Source organism: Pseudomonas sp. 32_A (assembly GCF_017490905.1).
In the GTDB taxonomy this organism is placed as follows: Bacteria; Pseudomonadota; Gammaproteobacteria; order Pseudomonadales; family Pseudomonadaceae; genus Aquipseudomonas; species Aquipseudomonas inefficax.
In genome coordinates this window covers 1-517 of the sequence record NZ_JAFGYI010000189.1, presented here as the reverse complement: position 1 = coordinate 517, position 517 = coordinate 1, and the positions used below count along the sequence as shown (strand labels likewise).

1 protein-coding gene is annotated in these 517 nt (G+C 67.7%); it reads right to left on the bottom strand.

Annotated elements, in window-relative coordinates; genetic code table 11:
- Positions 1-517, bottom strand: a 517-nt coding sequence (locus tag J5M58_RS26220; protein WP_207880251.1) for an aminotransferase class III-fold pyridoxal phosphate-dependent enzyme, incomplete at both ends; no start/stop codon positions are given.

Below are 517 nucleotides of genomic sequence, written 5' to 3'. Positions count from 1 at the left end.
GTCAGGATGTCGGGCGTGACGCCCGTGTCCATGTACGCGTAGAAGTGGCCGGTGCGGCCGACGCCCGTTTGCACCTCGTCGAAGATAAGGAGCGCGCCGTGCGCGTCGCACGCTTCGCGCAGCGCCTTGAGGAAGGCGGGATCGGCGGGAATCACGCCGCCCTCGCCCTGGATCGGCTCGACGATGACCGCGCAGGTCTTCGGGCCGATCGCGGCCTGGGCGGCGGCGATGTCGTTGAACGGCAGATGCTTGATGCCTTCGGGCACCGGACCGAAACCTTCGGAGTACTTCGATTGGCCGCCGACGCTCACGGTGAAGAACGTGCGGCCGTGGAACGACTGCAGGAACGACACGATTTCGTACTTGTCGGCGCCGTGGCGTTCGAACGCGACGCGGCGCGCGAGCTTGAGGGCGGCCTCGTTGGCTTCGGCGCCGGAGTTCGCGAAGAACGCGCGGTCGGCGAACGTGAGCGATTCCAGGCGCTTCGCGAGGCGCAGCACGGGCTCGTTCGTGTAGC